At 62.9% G+C, this 2,124-nt stretch carries 1 pseudogene (running past one end of the window); it reads right to left on the minus strand.

The annotated features are described in order from the left end of the window. A pseudogene (gene nirB / locus J4G14_09265) lies at window positions 1-2,122 on the minus strand (nitrite reductase large subunit NirB); it reaches 305 nt to the left of the window's first position. Window positions 2,123-2,124 lie beyond the last annotated feature (2 nt).

A 2,124-nucleotide genomic window follows, 5' to 3' on the forward strand; every position in this document is an offset into this window, starting at 1 on the left:
CGACGTATATCTCCCACTTGCCGCCCTCGACCGCCACCACGCCGACGTCCTTCACGGTCGCCTCGGCGCAGTTGCGCGGACAGCCCGACACGGCCATCTTCACCTTGTGCGGCATCTCCATGCCCTGGAATCGCTTCTCGATGTCGATGCCAAGTGTCGTGCTGTCTCCGAGTCCGAAGCGGCAGAAGTCGGTGCCGACACACGTCTTGCACGTCCTGAAAGCCTTCGTATAGGCATGGCCGGAGGGCATATCGAGTTCGCGCCACACGTCCGGCAGGTGCTCCTTGGGGATGCCCAGTATGTCTATGCGCTGACCGCCGGTTATCTTCACCATCCCTGCTTCGTACTTCTCGGCCACATCGGCGATGCGGCGCAGCTCGGCGGGAGTCGTAATGCCGCCGTACATCCTCGGGATGACGCTGAACGTGCCGTCGCGCTGGATGTTGGCGTGCACCCTGTCGTTGATGAATCGCGCGTCCCGCTCGTCCTCGTACTCGCTGCCCCAGATCGTCCTGAGAAGAGAGGAGAGTCCGACCTTGCTGGCGGCGTCCTCGCGACCTTCAGCCAGCTCCTCGAATACCGACGACACGCTCTTGAGTTCGAGCTCCTTCACCGCATCAACGAGCTCAGGCTTGCTCATCGGCACACCCGGCACGTAGTAGTTCGCGGATGGGTCTTCGGCGACCAGCCCGTCGGCGGCGAACTCCAGGATCGCCTGTATCTGCGGCTTGCACGATCCGCATCCCGTCCCGGCACGTGTCGCGTCGCACACAGCCTTGAAGCTGCGATGCCCGCCGTTGACCGCCTCGACTATCTGGCCCTTGGTGACGCCGTTGCAGTTGCAGACCTGGGTCTGGTCGGGCAGCGACTCGATATCGGTGCCAACGCTATCGGGCGCTAGCGGGAACAGCATTTCCGCGCGCATCTCCGGGAGCGCTTCGTCCCTGTCGAACGCCTGCAGCAGGCGCGGGGCCGCCATGCCGTCGCCGAGAAGTATCGCGCCGGCTATGTGACCGTCTCTTACTATCAGCTTCTTATAGATGCCCTGGCCGGGCTCGACGTAGGTGACGACCTCGTCCTGTTCGTCCCGAGGCTCTTTGATTCCGGCCACGGCGAGCTCGACGCCCATCACCTTCAGCTTGGTCGAGACCCTCGACCCGTAGTAGCGCGCGTTTGGATTGCGCCCCGTCAGCCTGTCTGCCAGGATACTCGCCTGCTCCCATAGAGGGGCGACGACGCCGTAGGTGACGTCCCTGTGCTCGGCGCACTCGCCGATGGCGTAGATGTCCTGGTCGTTCCTGCAGGACAGATCATCGTTGACCAGGATCCCGCGACGCGTGTTCAGGCCGGATATCTTGGCCACGTCCACGTTGGGCCTGATGCCCGCCGATACGACTACCATGCCGCAGTCGACCTCGGATCCGTCCCTGAATCGGACGCCGGTAACGCGGTCTTCGCCAAGTATGTCAGTGGTCAGCTTCTCGAGATGGAACGTGACTCCCATCTGCTCCAGGGTATCTCTGAGCAGGTCCCCGGACTGCGAATCGAGCTGCGTCTCCATCAGGTAGGATGCGAGATGCACCACGTGAACGTTCAGTCCGCGTGTCAGCAGCCCGCGCGCCGCTTCGAGTCCAAGCAGGCCGCCGCCTATCACGACGGCGTCCTTCACGTGCTCGGTGCGTTCGATCATGTTCGCGCAGTCGTCGAGTGTGCGGAACGCGTACACTCCCTCTCTGAGCGACCCATCGTCGTCGTAGAGTCCGTCGATCGGCGGCACGAATGGCACGCTTCCGGTGGCGATGACCAGCTTGTCGAAAGGCACCAGGTGGCCGCCCGCCGCGTAGACCGTCTTGGCCCTGCGGTCTATGCCGATGGCGCGGACGCCCGCGTACAGCTTTACGTCGTTCCGCTCGTACCACTCCATCGGGTTGATGTAGATGTCGTCCTGATCGTGGGTCCCCGAGAGAACGCCCGAAAGCAGGATGCGGTTGTAGTTACCTCGCGGCTCGTCTCCGAAGACGGATATCTCGAACTGGTCCCCAGCCCCTCGCGCCAAAACCTCCTCGACCAGCCTCGCACCGGCCATTCCATTGCCTATTACAACCAGCTTCTGCTTTTCCATGT

This window comes from Dehalococcoidia bacterium (genome assembly GCA_021295915.1).
Taxonomy (GTDB): Bacteria; Chloroflexota; Dehalococcoidia; order Lucifugimonadales; family UBA1123; genus VXRN01.